We start from the raw sequence: 16,112 nt of genomic DNA, 5'->3' as shown, positions 1-16,112 counted from the left end.
CTGCCGTACGCCCAGGGCTACTCCGACTCCCAGGGCATCCTGCCGGCCCGGCGTGCGGTGGTCACCCGCTACGAGCTGGTCGAGGGGTTCCCCCGGTTGGACGTCGACGATGTCTACCTGGGCAACGGCGTCTCCGAGCTGATCACGATGACGCTGCAGGCCCTGCTCGACAACGGCGACCAGGTGTTGATCCCGTCGCCGGACTACCCGCTGTGGACGGCGTCGACCTCCCTGGCCGGCGGCACGCCCGTGCACTACCTGTGCGACGAGACCCAGGGCTGGCAGCCCGACCTCGCCGACCTGGAGTCCAAGATCACCGAGCGCACCAAGGCGCTGGTCGTGATCAACCCGAACAACCCGACGGGCGCGGTGTACAGCCGTGAGGTCCTGACCCAGATGGTCGACCTGGCGCGCCGACACCAGCTGCTGCTGCTCGCCGACGAGATCTACGACAAGATCCTCTACGACGACGCCGAGCACATCAGCGTGGCTGCGCTGGCGCCCGACATGCTGTGCCTGACCTTCAACGGGCTGTCCAAGGCCTACCGGGTCGCGGGCTACCGGGCCGGCTGGCTGGCGATCACCGGGCCCAAAGACCACGCCGGGAGCTTCATCGAGGGCATCAGCCTGCTGGCCAACATGCGGCTGTGTCCCAACGTGCCTGCCCAGCACGGCATCCAGGTCGCCCTCGGCGGCCACCAGAGCATCGAGGACTTGGTGCTGCCCGGCGGCCGGCTGCTCGAACAGCGCGACCTCGCCTGGGAGAAGCTCAACCAGATCCCCGGCGTGTCCTGCGTGAAGCCGCAGGGCGCGCTGTACGCGTTCCCGCGCCTCGACCCGGAAATCTACGACATCGAAGACGACGAGCAGCTGGTCCTCGACCTGCTGCTGCAGGAAAAGATCCTGGTCACCCAGGGCACCGGATTCAACTGGCCGGCACCGGATCACCTGCGCATCGTGACGCTGCCGTGGGCCCGCGACCTGGCGGCGGCGATCGAGCGTCTGGGTAACTTCCTGGTCGGCTACCGGAGGTAGACCGCTCTAACGTGGTGCGGGTGACGCACGTACACCCGCACCACCACTCACACGACGTGTCGCGCGGCCCGTCGCCGCTGGGCCCGCTGCCGGCCAAGATCGTGGTCGGGCTGCTGGTCGGCATCGGGGTGGCCGTGCTCGCCGGTGCGGTCTTACTCTGGCCGAGCCGCCAGCACGTCGACATCCCGATGCCGTTGGGCAACGCGTCCGGCGGCGCGGTGACCACCGAGCGCGGACATGTGCTGTCCAGCGCGCTGGGCGCCTGCGGCAGCCCTTCGGCCGGTCAGGTGCTCACCACGGCGCCACTGACCGGCATCCCGGGCGCCGGGCAGTGTGCGTCAACCCTGGTGGCAATCGATTCCGGACCCAACGCCGGTGCCGACACCGTGCTCGAAGCCTCCCCTGGGCCTGGTCAGCCCCGGCTGGCGCCCGGCGATCAGGTCCGGCTGATCCGCCAGGTCGACGACCGGGGCGCGACCAGCTATGCGTTCTACGACTTCGAGCGGGGCTGGCCGCTGGTCGCACTCGCGCTCGTGTTCGCGGTGGTGATCGTCGCAGTGGCCCGCTGGCGGGGCCTGCTCGCCCTGGTCGGCATCGTGGTCGCGTTCGCTGTCCTGGTGGTGTTCCTGCTGCCGGCGCTGCGCGACGGCGCACCCGCGGTGCCCGTGGCGTTGGTGGCCTCGGCAGCGATCCTCTACGTGGTGATCTACCTGGCGCACGGGGTGAGCCTGCGGACCAGCGCCGCACTGCTGGGCACCCTGTCCTCGCTGCTGCTGGCGGCGGCATTATCCTGGGCGGCAATCGATTTGGCACATCTGACCGGGCTCTCAGACGAGCAGAACGCTCAGGTCGCCGCCTATCTGGGCCATGTGTCGATCAGCGGGCTGCTGCTGGCGGGGTTCATCATCGGGTCCCTCGGAGTGCTCAACGACGTGACCGTCACGCAGGCGTCGACGGTGTTCGAGCTGGCGAATCTGGGCGGCCAGAGCTCGCGACGCGCCATCTTCCTGGGTGCGATCCGGGTGGGCCGCGACCACATCGCCAGCACCGTGTACACGCTGATGCTGGCCTACGCCGGCACCTCGCTGCCGCTGCTGTTGCTGTTCAGCGTGGCGAACCGGTCGCTGGACGATGTGCTGATCAGCGAGAGCGTGGCCATCGAGGTGGCCCGGGCCGCGGTGGGCGGCATCGCGCTGGCGCTGTCGGTGCCGTTGACGACGGCGGTCGCCGCGGTGCTGGCAAAACCCCCGGGCGTCAGCGCCGCTGTTCCAACAGTTCCAGCAGGTAGTCGCCATAGCCGGACTTGACCAGGGTGCGCGCCCGCGCGGCCAGCTCGTCGTCGCTGATCCACCCCTGCGCCCAGGAGATCTCCTCGGGGACGCTGACCTTGAGGCCTTGGCGCCGTTCCAGCGTGCGGACGTAGTCGCTGGCGTCCAGCAACGAGTCGAAGGTGCCGGTGTCCAACCACGCCGTCCCGCGGGCAAGCACCTCGACCTTGAGCCGGCCCCGGTTCAGGTAGATCTGGTTGACCCCGGTGATCTCGTACTCGCCGCGGTCGGACTTCTTGAGCCCCTTGGCGATCTCGATCACGTCGTTGTCGTAGAAGTACAAACCGGGGACCGCGTACTGCGACTTCGGCGTGGCGGGCTTCTCCTCCAGCGACAGCGCCGTGCCGTCGGCGCTGAACTCGACGACACCATAGGCCGACGGGTTGGCCACCCAGTACGCGAAAATCGCTCCGCCATCCAGAGATTGGAACCGGCTCAGGCTGGTACCCAGCCCCGGCCCGTAGAAGATGTTGTCGCCCAGCACCAGTGCCACCGAATCGTTGCCGATGTGGTCGGCGCCCAGGACGAAGGCCTGCGCCAGGCCGTCGGGGCGCTGCTGGGTCACGTAGCGCAGGTTGATGCCGAACTGCGCGCCGTCGCCCAGGAGCCGCTGAAAGCCCGCCGCGTCATGCGGGGTGGTGATCACCAGGATGTCGCGGATCCCGGCCATCATCAGCGTGGACAGCGGGTAATAGATCATCGGTTTGTCGTACACCGGCAGCAACTGCTTGCTGATCCCCTGGGTGATCGGGTGCAGGCGCGTGCCGGATCCGCCGGCCAGGATGATTCCCCGCATGCGTGTCTCCTACTGGACGAGGTCGGACTCGGTGAGTTCGGTGGCCGCCAACGCCGACGCCAGGTCGTGGTGGCGGAACACCGAGGTGACGTGATCGTGGACCACCCGGAACGCCGAGGCGGCGACTGCGCCTGCGCCGGGACCGTCGGGATCGGCGATCTTCTGCTCGACGACCACGACGCCGTCGTGCACGTACATCCGGCCGAGCTCGGCCGTCTCACGGCGGGACGCGACCCAGTTGCGCAGCGCCTCGTGGCCCTGGACGGCCCCGTGGGCGTCGCCGATGTCGATGTCGTCGCTGGACAACGCGACCAGGGTGTCGACGTCGGAGGCGTTGAGGGCGTCATGCCACGCCAGAACGGTGGCGATCTCCGATGTGGTCATGGGTGCAAAGTACCGTGCGCGGCGCGCCCCGTTGCCGGAAGCCCGTCGTTGCTAGAAGGGGGTGCGGTCCAGCCAGTTCTGCCACACGGTGTCGTCGCCGAACAGCCCGATGCCCGTCTCGGACAGCGGCGCCCGACGCACCAACGCCAGCAACAGCTCGGTGGCGCCGCCCCGCAAGGCCGCGGTGCCCTTGCCGTGCTCGTGGGACCAGCCGATCCGGCCGTCCTCGACGGCGATGGTCCACTCACCGGCCTCGCCCAGGCCGGCGTCGGTGGCGTGCAGGTGCAGGGTCTGGCCGTCCGCGAGCGGCAGCTGCGCGCCGTCCCCGCCGGCGCTGACCACCACGCGCTCCAGGTATTCGGTGATGCCGTCGGCCGCGATCTCCGGCGCCAGCGTGAACTCACTGTCGACGGCGATGGCCGCGTCGGCCCGATGCACGGCGATCTCGTGCAGCCAGCGCCGGACCCACCAGTTCGCCGGGCGCGGCCCGAGGAATGTCCACACCGGTGTGTCCGCACCGGTCCGCTCCACCGCGTCGATCAGGCGCCGGGCACCGTCCTGCAGCCACGAGATCGCGTCGGCGGAATCCGGCGGCGGCTTGCCGCCCTCGACATCGCGGAAGTCGAGAGCATGGTCGAGCTTGTCCCGGACGATGTGGGCCGCCCAGAGCTGACCCCGCCCGACATGGCGAAAAAGCTGCTTGAGCGTCCAACCTGGGCAGGTCGGCACCGGCGTCACGTCGTCGGCATCCCGGCCGCCACCGAACAGCTCGGCGAAGGCGCAGTTTTCGTCGAGGAATGCGACGGCGTAGTCCACGCCGGCCAGGCTACCCTGCCGGGGATGCACGAACTCCCCCCTCGCCGAGAAGACAGTGGCGCATCCCCGGGTGCGGTCCCGCGTCTCGCGACCCAGCCAACTCTACCGTGACGTAAGAGTCATGTAAGGTGGCCCGGCAGCGGTGCCGCGCAGGCGCCGCACGATCAAGGAGTGCCGATGGTTGTCCCCGACTCGGCGTCGCCGAGCGCCTCGGAGATCGCTGGAGAGGCGCTTCGACGACGCACGTTCGCGGTGATCAGCCACCCCGACGCCGGCAAGTCCACGCTCACCGAGGCGGTGATGCTGCACGCGCGGGTGATCTCCGAAGCCGGCGCCGTCCACGGCAAGGCGGGACGCAAGTCGACCGTGTCGGACTGGATGGACATGGAGAAGGCGCGCGGCATCTCCATCTCGTCGACCGCGCTGCAGTTCGCCTACCACCACCGCGGCGGCGCCGACTGTGTGGTCAACCTGGTCGACACGCCAGGGCACGCCGACTTCTCCGAGGACACTTACCGCGTGCTGTCGGCCGTGGACTGCGCGGTGATGCTGATCGACGCGGCCAAGGGCCTGGAACCGCAGACTCTGAAACTGTTCCAGGTGTGCCGCCACCGGGGCATCCCGATCATCACGGTGATCAACAAGTGGGACCGCCCCGGCCGGGACGCCCTGGAGTTGCTCGACGAGATCGAGCGCCGGATCGGTCTGCGTCCGACACCGCTGACCTGGCCGGTCGGGATCGCGGGGAACTTCGCCGGCGTCATCGACCGCGCCTCCGGCGAATTCGTGCGGTTCACCCGCACCGCCGGCGGGGCGACACTCGCGCCGGAGGAACGGATGGGCGCCCACCGTGCGCGTGAGCTGACCGGGGCCGACTTCGACACCGCGCAGGAGGAATGCGCACTGCTGTCGGCCGACGGCGCCGACTTCGACCGGGAGACCTTTCTGGCGGGACGGACCACGCCGGTGCTGTTCACCTCGGCGATCCTCAACTTCGGGGTGAGCCAGCTGCTGGACGGCCTCATCGAGCACGCCCCCGCCCCGCAGGCCCCGGTCGACGTCACCGGGCGTCAGCGCGCCGTCGACGCGCCGTTCAGCGCCCTCGTGTTCAAGGTGCAGGCGGGCATGGACTCGGCCCACCGCGACCGGGTCGCCTTCGCCCGGGTGTGCTCGGGTGCCTTCCGCCGAGGTGACGTCATCACCCATGCCGCCAGCGGGCGGCCGTTCACCACCAAGTACGCGCAGTCGGTGTTCGGGCAGCAGCGCACCAGCCTCGACACCGCCTACCCCGGCGACGTGATCGGCCTGGTCAACGCGACCGCTCTGCGGCCCGGTGACACGCTCTACGTCGACGAGCCGGTGGAGTATCCGGCGATCCCGAGCTTCTCCCCCGAGCACTTCGCCGTAGCCCGGGGCTCCGACACCAGCAAGCACAAGCAGTTTCGGCGCGGGATCGCCCAGCTCGAGCAGGAGGGCGTGGTCCAGGTGCTGCGCTCGGATCTGCGCGGTGACCAGGCACCGGTGCTGGCCGCCGTCGGCCCCATGCAGTTCGAGGTGGCCAGCCATCGCATGGGAGGCGAGCTGAGCGCGCCGATCCAGCTCGAGCACCTGAACTACACCGTCGCGCGCCGCACCCGCCCGGAGGACGCCCAGTTCCTGCAGGCCCAACGCGGCGTCGAGGTGCTGACCCGCACCGACGGCGCGCTGCTGGCGCTGTTCTCGGACAAATGGTGGATGGAGACCCTCCTGCGCAACAACCCAGACCTGGTGCTGGAGCCGCTGATCGCGGCCGCGGACTGACATGATGCAGATCGGCGAGGTGGCGGTGCGCACCGAGCTCTCTGTGCGCACCGTGCGCCATTACCACGACGTCGGGCTGGTCGAGCCGTCGGCGCGGTCGGTGGGCGGATTTCGGCTCTACACCGAAGCCGACGTGCAGCGGCTGTTGGTGATCCGCCGGATGAAGCCGCTCGGGTTCTCCCTGGCGGAGATGAAACGGCTGCTCGACGCGCTCGACGCGCTCCGCGATGGCCCCGATTCCGCCGGTGCCACCGGCGCCCAACGCGAGCGTTCTCGCGCCGTCCTCACGCGGTGTGAGGAGCAGACCCGCGACAGCGCCGCGCGACTGCGGCGTCACCTCGCCTACGCCGACGAACTCACCGAGCTGCTGTCCGCCGCCGCGGCCGGCACGCGCGGCAGCTAAGGCCGCCGCGCCCCCAGCCGGAAGACCCGCCACCCCGCCCGCTCCCAGCGGGCGACGTCCAGGCAGCTACGGCCGTCGACGACGACCCGCGCGCGCACCCGGTCGGCTAGGTCGTCGGGGTCCAGGTCGATGAATTGGCGCCACTCAGTCAGCACCAGCACGGCGTCGGCGCGCTCACAGGCCTCTTCGACCGATACCGCGTAATTGAGCGTCGGGAACAACCGCTGCGCATTGTCCAGCGCCTTGGGGTCATAGACGTTGACCGCGGCCCCGTTGAGCTGCAGCTGGCCGGCAACGTTGAGCGCGGGCGAATCGCGCACGTCGTCGGATTCGGGTTTGAACGCCGCCCCGAGGACGGCGATGTTGGCGCCCAGCAACGAGCCGCCGCAGGCGGTGCTGGCCAGTTCCACCATGCGGGTGCGGCGCCGCATGTTGATGCTGTCCACCTCGCGCAGGAACGTCAAAGCCTGGTCGGCGCCCAACTCTCCGGCGCGTGCCATGAACGCGCGGATGTCCTTGGGCAGGCAGCCGCCGCCGAAACCCAGTCCGGCGTTGAGGAACTGGCGCCCGATCCGCGGGTCGTAGCCCAGCGCGTCGGACAGCAGACTGACGTCGGCGCCCGCAGCCTCGCAGACCTCGGAGATGGCGTTGATGAACGAGATCTTGGTCGCCAGAAAGGCATTGGCCGACACCTTGACCAGCTCCGCGGTCTGCAAATCGGTCACCAGGAACGGGATCCCGGCGGCGAGCAGCGGGGCGTACATTTCGCGGACAGCGGGCTCGGCACGGATCGAATCATCTTGCACGCCAAGCACGATCCGGTCCGGGTGCAAGGTATCGTGCACGGCGTAGCCCTCGCGCAGGAACTCCGGGTTCCATGCGATCTCCACGTCCACCCCGCTGGGCGCAAGCGCCGCGGCTCGCCGGCTCAGCTCGGCCGCGGTGCCCACCGGTACCGTCGATTTACCGATGAGCACCGACGGCCTGGTCAGCCGCGGCACCAGTTCGTCGATGACGGCGTGGACGTGACACAGGTCGGCGCCGTACTCGCCTTTCTTCTGCGGCGTACCCACGCCCAGGAAATGCACGTCGGCGAAGTCGGCGGCCAGTTCGTAGTCGGTGGTGAACCGCAGCCGCCCCGCGGCGAGGTTCTCGGTCAGCAGCTTGCGCAAGCCGGGCTCGTAGAAGGGGATATCGCCGCCGGCGAGCTTGGCGACCTTACCCGGATCGATGTCGATCCCCACGACGTCGTGGCCCAGTTGCGCCATCCCGACCGCATGGGTGGCTCCCAGATACCCGGTGCCGAACACAGTGCATCGCATACCACCGGTGTATGCGGCCGCGATGAGCTGACCGCGTCGACTCGCTGAGCGTTAGTTAAACGGCAGATGACACCTGACCTCGGCCGGCCAGGCGCGCTACAGCCCCGGAATACCGATGCCCGGGATCCCGAACCCGCCGTGGCCGTGGCCACCTCCGAATCCGGGACCGCCGCGGAATCCGCCGTGCAGCGGTCCGCCGAAACCGCCGTGGAACGGACCGCCCCCGATACCGGGTATCGGTATCGGCATCGGGATGGGCACGGGCGCTACCGGCGGGGGTGGCGGAAGCGGGGGCGGAGCGGCCGGAAGCGGAGCCTGCTCCGGAGCGGGTGCCGCCGGAGCGGGTGCCGCCGGAGCCGGAGCCTGAGGAACCGGAACCTGAGGAACCGGGGCCTGAGGAACCGGAGCCGGGGCGGGTGCAGCCGGCTTGGGAGCGGGCGCCTTCGGGGCCGGCGCGGGCGCGGCCGGTGCCGGCACCTGATGGGTGGGAGCGACGAGTTTGTGGCCGGGGTTGGGTTTCACGCCGGCGTGCGGCCGGATGGTGACCGCCAGGGCCACGACCAGTGCCGCCGCACCGACGACGAAAATCCCCGCCAGCGCGATTCCGAGCACCGTGAACCTGCGATCGCGGTAGCCGCCGTCGAGGAGGTCGGTCGCGCCGGTCTGGGCGCCCGGGTAGGCACCGGTATAGGCGTCGTCGTCCGCGACGGCACTGTAGGCGAGGTTGTCCAGGCCGGCGTCATCGCCGGCCTGGACATAGCCGGGAGCGCCGGCCAGCGGGTCGATGACGCCGGTGCCGGGGTCCTGGGCGTAGGCCAGCGCCGCGGTCGACGACGCGAACAGTGGGGCGCTCGCCGACGCCAGCGCGGCCCCGCGGGCCAGTGCCGTGGCCGGCTCCTCCGGCGTGGTCAGCGGCAGCGCGGTCGCCTTCTCCAGCGCCGGCTTGATCATCGGGATGTCGATGCCGGCCCCGACGACGAACACCGCGTCCGGGTGCGGGGCCAGGCCCTCGGCCTTGGTGACCAGTGCGGCCAGTTGGGCGACCGCCGTCTCGTCGTCGTCGGGCAACACCTGCCGGTGAACGTCGGTGATCGACCCATCGGCACTGTCGACAACCGCCAGGGTGGCGGTGTCGGGCTCGATGTAAAGCAGAGCGGTCTGCGCGTAGTTGGTGTCGTTGCCGACAGCTTGGGCCAACGCGGCCGCAGCCAGGAAGGCGGAGACCAGCATCACATTCTCGATCTTGTGAGCGGCCAGCGCGTCGCGCAGCGCGGCGGCCTCAGCGGGATCGGAGAAGGTGACCCCGGTGGAGGCCAACTGATAGCCGCCCTCGGCGGCGCCTTCCTTGGTGCCGAGGATGGCCGACACCACCTGGTCGGCCGCACTGATCGTCGCCGTCCCGGCGTCCGAGCCTATCTGGAAGTTGTCCTCGTCGACGATCGCACCGTCACCGCCCTGCCCCTCGACGAGCACCATCTGGACTGCCGTCGGCGCCATCGAGACGCCGAGTACCGTGTCCAAAGCTGCTCCATCGTCTGTGTCAGCCGGTGGCATCGAGCCGTCGTCCCCACAACCCCCGCCGGCGATGACGCGCCGGCCGCCCTCATCAATGTCACGCTTGGCACACAACTTTACGCGCTCCCCGACGGGCGGGACGGGTGCTGTTCACGGCCAGTGGACACCGCGCTGGGGTATCGGTCCGGGTGAGCTTTTTCCAGTTCCCGGCGTGGGGCGGCCGCTGCTCCATCTTCGCCTCGCGGTTTGCCGCGCCGCCACGCGATGGCTACCTGAGCCCGAAACCACCGAATCCGCCGAAACCATGACCGCCGCCGAAACCACCGAAACCATGACCGCCGAAACCGTGGCCCCCACCGAAGCCGCCATGACCGCCGCCGAAGATCCCACCCAGCGGACCACGGCCGCCCCGGAAAAGACCACCCAGCGGACCACGGCCGCCCCGGAGGAAACCACCGCCGAAGGGAGCCCGCGGGCCCAGCCCGCCGAAGGGGCGATGACCACCGAACGGGCCGTGTCCGCCGAAGGGGCCGACGTTGAGAGGACCGTGACCTCCCGCCCGGGGCACGAGCGGACGGATGATCGGCACCCGGGGCACGGGAACGACCGGCGGAACCACCGGGACCCGGGCGGGAACGGGCGGGGCCGCGGGAACCGGAGCCACCGCCGGCGGGGGCGCGGCACGGGGCACCACCACGGGCCTGGGCGGCTTTGCCTGAACCTGGGGCACGGGTGCGGAATGTGTTGGGACGATGATGTTTTCGTTGGGACTGGGCCGCAGGGCCACCGTGGGGCGAATGTTGATGGCCAGGGCGATCTCCAGGGCCACGACCGCCGCGACGACGACCACCGCCACCATGCTGCCCACCAGTACCAGGGGTTTGCGCCGAAGCGCCTCTGGCCGCGGGTCGAAGAACGCGGTCTGCGCGTCGGCATCCTCGTCCGGCACAGCACTGTAGGCGACGTTGTCCTCGCCTTCCCCAGGATCGCGGGACGCATCCGGAACGCCCTGATAGGTGGGCAACAGACCGGGCGACTGCTCGGCGAGAGCCGTGGGGTCGACCTCGCCGGCCCCGAGGTCCAGCGCGTACGCCAGCGCGGCCGTGGACGACGCGAACAACGGCGCATTGGCCGCTGCCAGCGCCGCACCCCGCGCCAGGGCAGTCTCCGGTTCGTCGGGTACGACCACGCTGAGCGACGTCGCGGCGTCCAACGTCGGCTTGATCAGCAGGACATCGACGCCGGATCCGACGACGACGACGCCCTCGGGGCGCGCAGCCAGCGCATCGACACCCGAAACCATCTCGGCGAGTTCGGCAACCGCTTCCTGGTCGTCGTCGTCAAGAACCCTGCGGAGCACGTCGGAGACCGCTCCGTCCGCGCAGTCGATCACGGCCAGGGTCGCCGTGTACGGCTCCACGAAGAGCAGCGCGGTGTGCGTGCAGTCGGTGGCGTCGCCGACGGACTGAGCCAGCGCGGCCGCGGCCATGAACGCCGAGACCAGCATCACGTTCTCGAGTTTGTGGTCGATCAGCGCGTCGCGGAGTATCGCGGCCTCGACATGATCGGTCCAGGTCACCCCCGTCGACAGCAGCTGGTAGCCGCCGTCTTCGGCGCCTTGCCGGGTGCCCAGTATCGCCGCGAGCACCTGGGTCGGCGCGTCGGCGGGCGACGACTGCCCGATGACATCGAAGTCGTCCTCGTCGACGATCACCCCGTCGGCGTTCTCGCCCTCGACAAGCACCAAGTGGACCTTCGTCGGCGTCATCGCGACGCCCAGGACGATGCCCACCATTGCTTCCACCCCCTCGGGTAATTCGCCGCGCCTTGCCCGCGCACCGGACCTTCCTGACTACCGGCCGGCGGAACCAAGGGGTTCATGGTGTTCTGATTCATGGGAGCGACAGGGCAGTTCTGGACCGACCACAGCAGTTCGAGAATATCCGCGCGGCGAGCAGGCTGCGGTCAGGCCGCATTCGCCGCGAGTTAACCTGCGCGGCTCTGCGTCCTACGGTCAGAGTCGCCCGCCGAATCTGCCGAATCCGCCGAAACCCCGAAAGCCGCCAAACCCGCCAAACCCGCCATGACCACCGCCGCCGAACAGCCCATGACCGCCGAAGGGCCCATGACCGCCGAAGGGCTTGGCGCCGAACGGCTTGGCGCCGAAGGGCCCATGACCGCCGAAGGGCTTGGCGCCGAACGGTCCACCGCCGTGACCACCACCGAGCGGTCCACCGCCACCGAACCGCCCAGGGTCACCGGGACCCGCACGGGGCGCCGGTTCATGGCCAAACCCGGGACCGCCCGCAGCGTCCGGACCCCGCGGCCTGGGCGGCATGCTCTGCCCGCCAGGAACAGGGCGCGGCGGGGACAGCGGACCCGTGTCACCGCTGATCGGCGGTGACTGCGGGTGCGGCACCGCGGCCAACGGGGGGCTCAGGACGCGGTCGAGACGGGGCACGCCGACCACGGGTGCGGGCACGTGGATCGTTGGCACCCGGGCGGTCGCCAACGGCGGAGCCACCACCGGCATCGCCACGACCGGGGCCGCCGGGACCGGAGGAACCGCGCGCACCGGGGGAACCACCGGCGGATGCAGGGGTTTGGGCGCCGCGACCGGTATCGGCACGCTGATGTGCGGGGGCGGCGCCGCGGCCCGGACCGGCGCGGGCGCCTGCTGGGTCGGGATGATGAGGTGTTGGCCGGGAGTGGGTTGCAGGGCAACCGTGGTGCGGATGCCGATCGCCATCGCGATCTCCAGCGCCAGCACCGCACTGATGCCGGCCACCGCCAGCCAGCTGCCGATCAGCAGGGCGGGCCGGCGGCGGGGTTGGGCCGTATCGGAGGCGGAGCGGCCCTCGCCGCAGGAGGTCGGGGCTTCGGCGTCTTCGTCCGTCACCGCGCTGTAGGCCAGGTCGTCCCTGCCGGGAACACCAGAGAGGCTGAGGCGGTCCGGCAGATCGGATACGTCGACCGCACCGGTACCGGCGTCCTGGGCGTAGGCCAGCGCAGTGGTCGAGGAGACGAACAAGGGCGAGTTCGCCGACGCCAGCGCCGCGCCGCGGGCCAGCGCCGTCCGAGGCTCCCCGGGCACACTCACATGCAGCGACGTCGCCGCCTCCAGCGTCGGCCGCAGCGCGGCGATGTCGACACCCGATCCCACCACGAACAGGCCACCCGCGGCCGGTTCGGATTCGTCGAGCCCGGCCACCATCTCGCCGAGCTGCGCGGCGGCCTCGTCGTAGGACTCGGCATGGATGCACGCCGTGCGGACGTCGGCGACGGAGCCGTCGGAGGTTTCCACGAGTGCCGTCGTCGCGGTGCCGGGCTCCACGAACAGCACCGCGGTGCGCTCGTAACCCAATGCGCCCCCGACGGATTGCGCCAGCGAGGTGGCGGCCAGGAACGCCGACACCAGCATGACGTTGTCGATCCGGTGGGCGGCCAGCGCGTCGCGCAGCGCGGCGGCCTCCTGCTGATCGGTCCAGCTCACCCCGATCGAGGACAGCTCCAGGCCCGCGTCGGCCGCGCCCTCGCGGGTGCCCAGGATGGCGGCAATCACTCGCTCGGGAGGGTTCGCGCCGGCAGCATCGGCGGCGGCGTCGAACTCGTCCTCATCGATCGTGGGACCGTCAGCGTTCTCGCCCTCGAGCAGAACCATCTGGATCGATGCCGGTGCCATCGACACCCCGAGCACAGTGTCCACAACCCCTCCTCCACAACTCCGCAGCCGGCGATGGTCGGAACGGAGGAGAAACCACGCGGACCGCTGCCCTCATACTGGGCGGCGAAGCTGTGCTGCGGTCCTGCCGAAGCTAGGTACTTCGTATGAAATTCTGGTAGGAGCGTGACGGCGTGGGCCCCCGCTGGCCCTGGTACTTGGAGCCCACGCTCGAGCTGCCGTACGGGTGTTCCGCCGGGCTGGTCAGCCGCAGGATGCACAGCTGGCCGATCTTCATGCCCGGCCACAGGGTGATCGGCAGGTTGGCGACGTTGGAGAGCTCCAGCGTGATATGACCGCTGAAGCCCGGGTCGATGAACCCGGCCGTCGAGTGCGTCAGCAGCCCGAGGCGGCCCAGCGACGACTTGCCCTCCAAGCGTCCCGCGAGGTCGTCGGGCAGGGTGAACAGTTCCAGCGTCGAACCGAGCACGAACTCACCCGGGTGCAGCACAAAGGGTTCGCCGGGGTCGGGTTCGACCAGGCTGGTCAGCTCGTCCTGCTGCTCGGCGGGATCGATGTGGGTGTAGCGGGTGTTGTTGAACACCCGGAACAGCCGGTCGAGACGGACGTCGATGCTGGAGGGCTGAACCAGGGTGTCGTCGAAGGGGTCGACGCCCAGCCGGCCGGCGGCGACTTCGGCCCTGAGGTCATGATCGGAGAGCAGCATCCGCCGAGCCTATCCGCCCACGGAGACGGCCCGGCTCAACGCAGATACATCTCCCGACCGGTGGGATATCCGCCGCCGGTGGTGGTGACGTGGACGTGGTCGTAGTGCCCCAGCCTGCTCGATTGTGCACCTGTGGGCGTGTAGTAGACGCCGCGCCAGATCGCGTCCTGCATGCCGAACCGACGGGCGTTGCGGCGTACGAACGCCACGATCCGGTTGCCGAGCGCGATGCCCTGGGCGGTGCCGGGGTTGGGAATCATCACGTCGATCGCCAGGCCCCTGGGATGCCACGGCAGCGGGTCCGGCCGCACCCCGCCGATCTCGTGGATCTCGGGGAACTCGGCGCTGATGGCGCGGGCCGCCAAAATGGTCCTGACCTGCATACCCCGCTCTGATGCGACACCGACCGGCAAGAACCGGGGTTGCCGATGGTAGCGGGATGCGGCGACGAACTCGGCGCTGCGGACCGCGCCGTCACCGGGCGTCCCCGCTGTACCCTGAGCCGGCATCGCCGCCACCACCTCGAAACAACACGGTTCGGCGTCGGCCACGACCGGCTCGGCGACGACCTCGCGGACCTCACGCGCGGCGTCCGGGTACGCATCGGCGCTCGCCGCTAAGAAGACGACGGCGGGGGCGGCTACCGCTGCCAGGAGCGTTGCCGACCTGCGGCGCGTCCTGGGTAATTCGTGCCTGCCCACAGGAGGCACCCTACGAGATAACGAATTATCACGAAAGGGTGAACATCGGGCCATCGCCATCTGGGGTCGCCGAGCCGGTGCGTCCCCGACAGCTACTCGGCCCGCCACGACAACGCACGAGCGGTCCTTCGCGCGGCAACGGATGCTAGCCTTTCGGAGCGACACCGCCGATGTAGTTCAATGGCAGAACATCAGCTTCCCAAGCTGAATACGCGGGTTCGATTCCCGTCATCGGCTCCGCTATTTAGCAGCACGAACGCTGTTCGAATCGTTCGAACTCCTAGCCTCAATGTCACACGTTGTCACAACTCGCGGACAACTCGATTCAGGACCGCCGCTGCAGCCTTCAACGCGTCATCCTGGCTGTGTGCGTGGAGCTTCATCGTGAGACTTGCGTCCTTGTGTCCGATCCAGGCGGCGACCAACACCAGCGGCACGCCGGACAGGTGCATCAGGGTGGCGCAGGTGTGCCGGGCGGCGTGCAGCTTGATGCGCCGAACACCTGCCGCCTTGACGGCCGCCTGCCAATAGCGGGACAGCACCCGCGGGGCGTAAGGCTGCCCGGCCTCATTGCACACGACTTACTCCCATGGACCGCCGTCGGCACCGAGCGCCAACTTTTCCCGCCCTTGCCGGGCCTTCGCCGGCCGCAGAACCGTCACCAGCCGCTCCGGTAACGGCAACGTCCGCCGCGACGTGGCCGACTTCGGATCGTTCTCCACCGCCGTACCGCACTCGTCCACCCGGTTGTTTGCGACCGACAGCGTCTTGGCGTCCAGGTCGACGTCGGACCACCGCAGGCCCGCGATCTCACCGCGCCGCAGGCCGCTCAGCTCCAACTCCCACGCATGCCGGATCCGATCGCCGGTGATCGAGGCCAGCAGTCGCTGCACTTCGACCTCGGAGTAGGTGTCGACCTCCTGATGCGGGATCGCCACCCGGTTCACCAGCCTGGCGACGTTACGTGCAACCAGTCCTTGGGATTCCGCGTCCGCAAGCACCTGCTCAACGGTGCCGATCACCTTGTTCACCGAGTCGGCCGACCACGGTCGCCGGGTGCGGCCCTTCGCCGTGGTCGCCCCACCGGCAACAAAATCGGTGACCAGAGCATCGGTGTGAGCTTTGGTGAGTCGCTGCACCGAGAGCCGCCCGTACCGTTCCCCGCAGCGGCCCAAGGTCGTATTCCAGTTTGGCTCGCGTCGTGGTTAGTGGCTGCACGAGGTGTTGCTTCTGCAAGCTTGTCTGAACTCATGCGCATTAATGCAACGCCGCACTTGCGAGGTGCCTCACGTAAAAGTGAGCGCGAAGCGGTAGCTGGTGCCTCACGCATAGTGAGCGCGTGGGGGGCTTGCACTACTTCGCGGTGGCCAATCGGTTGATTGACGGTTGCAATGCTTGCAGGTCGATGTGGCGGGCGGCGGCCAGGGCCTCGGTCTTGGCCTTCGCCAGGTCGAGCAGCTGCATCTGGATGGTGGTGATCTGGCGGGTCAGATCGGCCGGGTTGATGCCCTCGATTCGGGCGGCTACGTTTGAAAGCTGTTGCGCATCAAGGATACCCGATGCCTGTAGGCGCTGCCACGGGGTGGCCGGGGTGTCGTAGACGCGTGTGCGGCGACCGTCGGTT

General features: G+C 69.5%; 15 protein-coding genes, 1 tRNA gene and 1 pseudogene. 5 read left to right on the top strand and 12 right to left on the bottom strand.

Annotation, left to right across the window (positions count from 1 at the left end; all coding sequences use genetic code 11):
• Positions 1-1,035 (top strand): pyridoxal phosphate-dependent aminotransferase (locus AC2VOK_RS15775; RefSeq protein ID WP_428901324.1); only part of this gene is annotated, 1,035 nt, incomplete at its 5' end.
• Between the two features lie 11 nt (positions 1,036-1,046).
• A complete protein-coding gene (locus AC2VOK_RS15770) occupies positions 1,047-2,342 on the top strand; it encodes a YibE/F family protein (RefSeq protein WP_428901323.1) in 1,296 nt (431 codons plus the stop codon).
• Here AC2VOK_RS15770 and rfbA read toward each other — a convergent pair.
• Genes rfbA through AC2VOK_RS15755 form a run of 3 tightly spaced genes read right to left on the bottom strand, consistent with a single transcriptional unit; the run spans position 2,290 to position 4,359 of the window.
• Positions 2,290-3,159: a glucose-1-phosphate thymidylyltransferase RfbA gene (gene rfbA / locus AC2VOK_RS15765; RefSeq protein ID WP_428901322.1), complete on the bottom strand. Its 870-nt coding sequence runs from the start codon at positions 3,157-3,159 to the stop codon at positions 2,290-2,292. The two genes, AC2VOK_RS15770 and rfbA, sit on opposite strands and share 53 nt — an antisense overlap.
• A 9-nt stretch (positions 3,160-3,168) precedes the next feature.
• The gene (locus AC2VOK_RS15760) at positions 3,169-3,543 is read right to left on the bottom strand and encodes a nuclear transport factor 2 family protein (protein ID WP_428901321.1); all 375 of its coding nucleotides are present in this window, start codon (positions 3,541-3,543) and stop codon (positions 3,169-3,171) included.
• A 51-nt stretch (positions 3,544-3,594) separates the two neighbouring features.
• On the bottom strand, positions 3,595-4,359 hold the full coding sequence (locus tag AC2VOK_RS15755; RefSeq protein WP_428901320.1) for a maleylpyruvate isomerase family mycothiol-dependent enzyme: 765 nt from the start codon (positions 4,357-4,359) through the stop codon (positions 3,595-3,597).
• A gap of 177 nt (positions 4,360-4,536) precedes the next feature.
• Between AC2VOK_RS15755 and AC2VOK_RS15750 the strand changes: the two genes are divergently transcribed.
• Both AC2VOK_RS15750 and AC2VOK_RS15745 read left to right on the top strand, forming a co-directional pair.
• A complete protein-coding gene (locus AC2VOK_RS15750; protein ID WP_428901319.1) occupies positions 4,537-6,159 on the top strand; it encodes a peptide chain release factor 3 in 1,623 nt (540 codons plus the stop codon).
• Positions 6,160-6,163: 4 nt separating this feature from the next.
• Positions 6,164-6,562 carry a MerR family transcriptional regulator gene (locus tag AC2VOK_RS15745; RefSeq protein WP_428901325.1) on the top strand — a complete coding sequence of 133 codons (399 nt, stop codon included), beginning with the start codon at positions 6,164-6,166 and terminating at the stop codon, positions 6,560-6,562.
• On the opposite strand, the gene AC2VOK_RS15740 is transcribed toward AC2VOK_RS15745, so the two are convergent.
• The 6 genes from AC2VOK_RS15740 to AC2VOK_RS15715 form a co-directional block, all read right to left on the bottom strand.
• Positions 6,559-7,884, bottom strand: a complete 1,326-nt coding sequence (locus tag AC2VOK_RS15740) for a UDP-glucose dehydrogenase family protein (RefSeq protein ID WP_428901318.1) — start codon at positions 7,882-7,884, stop codon at positions 6,559-6,561. The genes AC2VOK_RS15745 and AC2VOK_RS15740 overlap by 4 nt on opposite strands.
• 96 nt (positions 7,885-7,980) lie before the next feature.
• Complete coding sequence (locus AC2VOK_RS15735) at positions 7,981-9,405, bottom strand: DUF7159 family protein (RefSeq protein WP_428901317.1); 1,425 nt, start codon at positions 9,403-9,405, stop codon at positions 7,981-7,983.
• Between the two features lie 262 nt (positions 9,406-9,667).
• Positions 9,668-11,194: a DUF7159 family protein gene (locus AC2VOK_RS15730; protein WP_428901316.1), complete on the bottom strand. Its 1,527-nt coding sequence runs from the start codon at positions 11,192-11,194 to the stop codon at positions 9,668-9,670.
• Positions 11,195-11,413: 219 nt separating this feature from the next.
• Positions 11,414-13,105, bottom strand: a complete 1,692-nt coding sequence (locus AC2VOK_RS15725; RefSeq protein ID WP_428901315.1) for a DUF7159 family protein — start codon at positions 13,103-13,105, stop codon at positions 11,414-11,416.
• A 109-nt stretch (positions 13,106-13,214) separates the two neighbouring features.
• Entirely contained in the window at positions 13,215-13,787 is a 573-nt protein-coding gene (dcd, locus tag AC2VOK_RS15720; RefSeq protein WP_428901314.1) for a dCTP deaminase, read from the bottom strand.
• A 35-nt stretch (positions 13,788-13,822) separates the two neighbouring features.
• Complete coding sequence (locus AC2VOK_RS15715; RefSeq protein WP_428901313.1) at positions 13,823-14,488, bottom strand: VldE C-terminal domain-containing protein; 666 nt, start codon at positions 14,486-14,488, stop codon at positions 13,823-13,825.
• A 166-nt stretch (positions 14,489-14,654) separates the two neighbouring features.
• Here AC2VOK_RS15715 and AC2VOK_RS15710 point away from each other — a divergent pair.
• A tRNA-Gly gene (locus AC2VOK_RS15710) sits at positions 14,655-14,725 on the top strand.
• Between the two features lie 65 nt (positions 14,726-14,790).
• Here AC2VOK_RS15710 and AC2VOK_RS15705 read toward each other — a convergent pair.
• From AC2VOK_RS15705 to AC2VOK_RS15695, 3 genes and pseudogenes are all read right to left on the bottom strand, one after another.
• Entirely contained in the window at positions 14,791-15,066 is a 276-nt protein-coding gene (locus AC2VOK_RS15705; RefSeq protein WP_428901312.1) for a tyrosine-type recombinase/integrase, read from the bottom strand.
• A 3-nt stretch (positions 15,067-15,069) separates the two neighbouring features.
• Positions 15,070-15,663 (bottom strand): hypothetical protein, encoded by a 594-nt coding sequence (locus AC2VOK_RS15700; RefSeq protein ID WP_428901311.1) that lies wholly within the window; start codon positions 15,661-15,663, stop codon positions 15,070-15,072.
• Positions 15,664-15,841: 178 nt separating this feature from the next.
• Positions 15,842-16,112, bottom strand: a pseudogene (locus AC2VOK_RS15695) (integrase catalytic domain-containing protein); the annotation flags it as partial.

The organism is Mycobacterium sp. TH-M116 (assembly GCF_057473685.1).
Note: the sequence above shows the minus strand (reverse complement) of the source record. Positions and strands in the feature narration are given on the sequence as shown.

Coding starts and splice junctions, on each gene's coding strand:
- rfbA (WP_428901322.1), bottom strand. CDS start 3,159: ATGCGGGGAATCATCCTGGCCGGCGGATCCGGCACGCGCCTGCACCCG.
- AC2VOK_RS15760 (WP_428901321.1), bottom strand. CDS start 3,543: ATGACCACATCGGAGATCGCCACCGTTCTGGCGTGGCATGACGCCCTC.
- AC2VOK_RS15750 (WP_428901319.1), top strand. CDS start 4,537: ATGGTTGTCCCCGACTCGGCGTCGCCGAGCGCCTCGGAGATCGCTGGA.
- AC2VOK_RS15745 (WP_428901325.1), top strand. CDS start 6,164: ATGCAGATCGGCGAGGTGGCGGTGCGCACCGAGCTCTCTGTGCGCACC.
- AC2VOK_RS15740 (WP_428901318.1), bottom strand. CDS start 7,884: ATGCGATGCACTGTGTTCGGCACCGGGTATCTGGGAGCCACCCATGCG.
- AC2VOK_RS15730 (WP_428901316.1), bottom strand. CDS start 11,194: ATGGTGGGCATCGTCCTGGGCGTCGCGATGACGCCGACGAAGGTCCAC.
- dcd (WP_428901314.1), bottom strand. CDS start 13,787: ATGCTGCTCTCCGATCATGACCTCAGGGCCGAAGTCGCCGCCGGCCGG.